The 4373-nt window shown below is 36.2% G+C and carries 3 protein-coding genes; all 3 read right to left on the minus strand.

Annotated elements, in window-relative coordinates; translation table 11 throughout:
- Positions 1–1054 (minus strand): GGDEF domain-containing protein (locus tag BCG07_RS18000; protein ID WP_286891379.1); only part of this gene is annotated, 1054 nt, incomplete at its 3' end.
- 2 nt (positions 1055–1056) lie between these two features.
- Positions 1057–2946 (minus strand): methyl-accepting chemotaxis protein, encoded by a 1890-nt coding sequence (locus BCG07_RS18005; protein ID WP_138739725.1) that lies wholly within the window; start codon positions 2944–2946, stop codon positions 1057–1059.
- 251 nt (positions 2947–3197) lie between these two features.
- Positions 3198–4373, minus strand: a 1176-nt coding sequence (locus BCG07_RS18010) for a sugar MFS transporter (RefSeq protein ID WP_286891382.1), incomplete at its 5' end; no start/stop codon positions are given.

Genomic DNA, 4373 nt, shown 5'->3' on the forward strand with positions numbered 1-4373 from the left:
TTTCCTTTGCTTTATAAAGGCATCGATCGGCTTGTTTTAAAGCATCATTGTAATCTGATAGTTTATTTACTTGTGCTACACCTATGCTACAGGTAAGTGCTACGTTTTTACTATCAACATTCAAAAGTGTTGTATTGGCAACACTTTCTCTAAAGTTGTTAGCAATGTGCTCTGCAATTTGAATAGTCGCTTTTGGGAGAATAACCACAAACTCTTCACCACCATAACGCGCTTTTATTGAATCGCAACTGAAGTGTGACTCCAGCATTTTAGTAAATTCTATTAGGACAGTATCACCACTATCATGACCATAGTTATCGTTTATAGACTTAAAATGGTCGAGGTCTAATAATAAAATACTAAATGGTAAATACTCATCTGGGCAGTCACTTACTAAGTTAAAAAAGTGAGATGTGACAAAACGTCTGTTTGCAGCGCCAGTTAGCTGGTCGGTATACGCATCCTTTTTTTGCGATAAAGTAATTTCAGCAATAGACGCATGACTTTTTTGCCTAAAAAATTCGCCAATAAATGAAAAAACAAACACTAAACCAAAAGATGCCATAAAACGCGATTTTTCTACATCGACATAATCTACCTGACCGATGTTAGGGCCATACAGTAGCCCTAAACAACAGACTAATAAAAACCCACTAAGCCATAACCCTAATTTAACACCGAGAGTAGCAAAGGTAACAACTGGATAAAACATGAGCCAATACAGCGCTGTGTTCTCTTTACCACCTGTGTAAATAAGCGCAATACACATAATAAAAATGATTAGCATGGTTATTAAAGACACAACCTCTAATTTACCTGTTTTAAAAAAGTAAACGGTACAGGCAATAATCGTCATATTAGCAACGAGCAAAGCTACACTTAAAATAGGTGAATACACATCATAATTAGATAGAAGTAAAAAACCCAATACAACAATAGCAAACGCTATCATTGTAAATAATGAAAATGCTTGACGCTGCCTGTCTGAGTTATAAACACTGTCTATATTAATCAAGTTGCGCCAACTCGATTTATTTAAGTTTTCATCATCCATATCTATACTCTAAACTTTTTAACCATTTGTTCTAAATCACCGAATTGTTGCCTCAGTTTTGTACATTCGTTTAGAGTATTATTTAGGTTGGTTTTACTTTGAATAGACAGTTCGCTGATAGTTTGTATATCTGCATCTAGTGATTTAACAACTTGATTTTGTTCTTCTGTAGCGCACGCAACGGCATGGTTAGCAGCACTTATTTGTTTTATATCCTCTATTACTTGCTGCATTAATTCTCCAACTGCATCAGCTTCTGACACGCTTTTTTCACTGCCTTGCAAACTTGTTTTCATTAACTCTACAGCCAAAGTTGACCCTTTTTGCAATTCTATGACTGTTTCTTCTATCTCTTGCGTTGATTCTTTGGTGCGATGAGCTAATTGTCGAACTTCATCAGCCACTACTGCAAAACCACGTCCGGCTTCACCTGCACGAGCTGCTTCAATAGCCGCATTCAATGCAAGTAAGTTGGTTTGTTCACTCACGCCTTTAATCACTTCTAAAACATTACCAATGCTTTCTGTATGTGCATTTAAGCTATTAATAGTTTGTTGAGCCTGCACTATATTTGCAGATAGCTCATGGATCCCAGCAACATTAGTGCTTAATATTTCTTGGTTTTGTGTAGAGTGCTTATTAGCATCTTTTGCAAGTGATGATGCGTCAGACGCACTATTGAATATATCTGATGTCATCCCTGTAAATTGATTAATTGCAGCTGCAACGCTATCAGTACGCATACTTTGATCGTCATACATCGCAAGTGAAGAATGTGTTTGTGATAGCAGACTGGCTATTACGCCATCAAGAAGTATTGTTGTATTTTTAACTTGTTCGATTGATGATTGAATTTTTTCGATAAACACATTGAATGAATGACTTAGCTCACCAAACTCATCGTCATTTTCTATCTCTAAACGGCGTGTTAAATCACCTTCCCCTTGTGAAATATCTTTTATAGCGTCATTTAACCGATTCATTGGACGCATTAAATAACGAAGTAAAAATTGCATTAAAATTACAATGACGATTGTACCCACAATTAAGTAAATAAATGCCGTTTTGCCAAAACTAGATACACTAGCAAATGCTTTTTGTTGATCAATAACAACCCCTAAATACCAATTTACATTTTCAATACCACGTATTTTATTAAACGAAACTAATTTAGTTTCGCCAGCTATTTGATATTCAACAAACTCGCTACTAAGTAATGGTTTGGTGCCAAATAACTCAGCGATATTTTTTAGGTTAACATTGCTTTGTGGGTGACTTAATATTTGGCCGCTGTCATCGAGTAAAAAACCATAACCCAGCCCTAAAAAATCAATATTATTAATAATTTCTGTCACAGTTTGCATATCAATATCAGCACCAGCAACACCAACAAAACGGTCATTTTGGTTTATAGGCACAACAGCAGATATAGTTAACTCGTTAGTTGTTACATCAATATAGGGAGTAGTAAAGGCAGTATTGGTTTTGTTTTCGACTAGCTTATACCAAGGACGTGATGTTGCATCAAAATCTGGCGGTAAAACGATGCTTTGATCATTTAAAATAAAATTACCGTTAGATTGGCCAATATAGGTGTTTTTAAAACTACCTGCTAACCCTGCTGTGTTTAATTGTAGTAATGTAAGCGTATTTGGATCTGATGGTTGGTGGGTTTTAGCAAACGCGCTAACAATGGCCAGCTTTGCATTTAACCAGCTAGCTATATTTTGAGAAACAGATTCTGAGTTTTGTTGCAACACGAGAGCAAGCTGATTTTGTGTTTGGTTTTTTAAGGTAAAGTAGTTATTTACAGTGAATAACCCTAATACCAAAACGAGTACAACAGACGCTGCTATTGTGACTTTTGTCGTAAACTTGAATGCCCCAAACATAAATGCCCTTTAATTTATTTTTAGCACTCTAGTTTTAGCAAATATTGTGAGCATTGTCTTAGCTATTTTCGGTTTTTCCGAAAATAGCAGCTAAAAACAATAAAAAAGGACTAGAAAAACTTAATTACAAATTTTAAGTAATTAATTTTACATAAATAATGTTCAATAGATAACGAATTTGGAATGTTCCAAATAAAAAGAAAATAATAATGACTGAATACGTATTCAGCCATTATTATTCAATACATTTTCTACCATTTTTTTGCTAAACGAACAGCATTTAAACCATACCAAGCTATAAATACATAACATACCATAGGTACGAAAAAGCTATCTTGAATATTTACGGTATCGGCAATATACCCTTGTAATAAAGGCACTAATGCACCACCTACAATCGCTAAACATAGCCAACCAGAGCCTTTACTTGTTAACGGGCCTAATTTTTCAATCGCAACAGAAAATATAGTTGGAAACATAATTGAATTAAACAACCCGATTGCCAATACTGAATACAAAGCGACATCACCTTGTGTAAAAATAGTGATTAATAACAACGCAATAACACTGATAGCGTTAAAGGCAATTGCTTTAGAAGGCGCAATTTTTTGTAACAACGCAGAGCCTACAAAACGCCCAACCATTGCTCCGCCCCAATAATAACTAATAAGTGCCGCGGCAGCATGCTCTTCAAGCCCAGCAATGTGTGCTTCACCAAAGTAATTAACTAAAAAGCTACCTATAGCTACTTCACCGCCTACATAACAAAATATTGCTACAACCCCCATAGTAAGGTGAGGTGCTTGCATTAAAGAACGAGTTTCGGTGTCTGTGCTGTCTTCCTTATGGGCTTCAATTTCAGGTAACTTTATAAATGCAAACACAATGGCAATTAATAAAAGTGCTACAGCCAACATTAAATAAGGCACTTTTACTGATTCTGCCGATGCAGCAGACGCAGCCAATGTACCAGCAGTACCGAAAAAGAGAATGCCTCCTACGTAAGGCCCTACTGTAGTACCCAAGGCATTAAGCGCTTGTGCTAAGTTTAATCGTGAAGAGGCGGTTTTATCAGGACCAAGAGCCGCAACGTATGGATTAGCTGATACTTGCAATACGGTTATACCAGCAGCAAGCACGAACAATGCGCCTAAAAACAACCAATACTCATGCACTACTACTGCAGGGTAAAAAAGCATACAACCAATCGAAGCAATAATAAGCCCCGTTAAAATACCTTTTTTATAGCCAAGCTGTTTAACTAAAATACCAGCGGGGATAGATACAATGAAGTAGGCACCAAAAAAGCAAAACTGCACTAGCATTGCCTCAAAGTAGCTAAGATCAAATACGCCTTTTAATCGTGGAATCAGTACATCATTTAATACTGTAATAAAACCCCATAAAAAAAACAGGGTTGTCATTGC

This window comes from Pseudoalteromonas sp. ESRF-bin5, from assembly GCF_002632075.1.
Lineage (GTDB): Bacteria > Pseudomonadota > Gammaproteobacteria > Enterobacterales > Alteromonadaceae > Pseudoalteromonas > Pseudoalteromonas marina.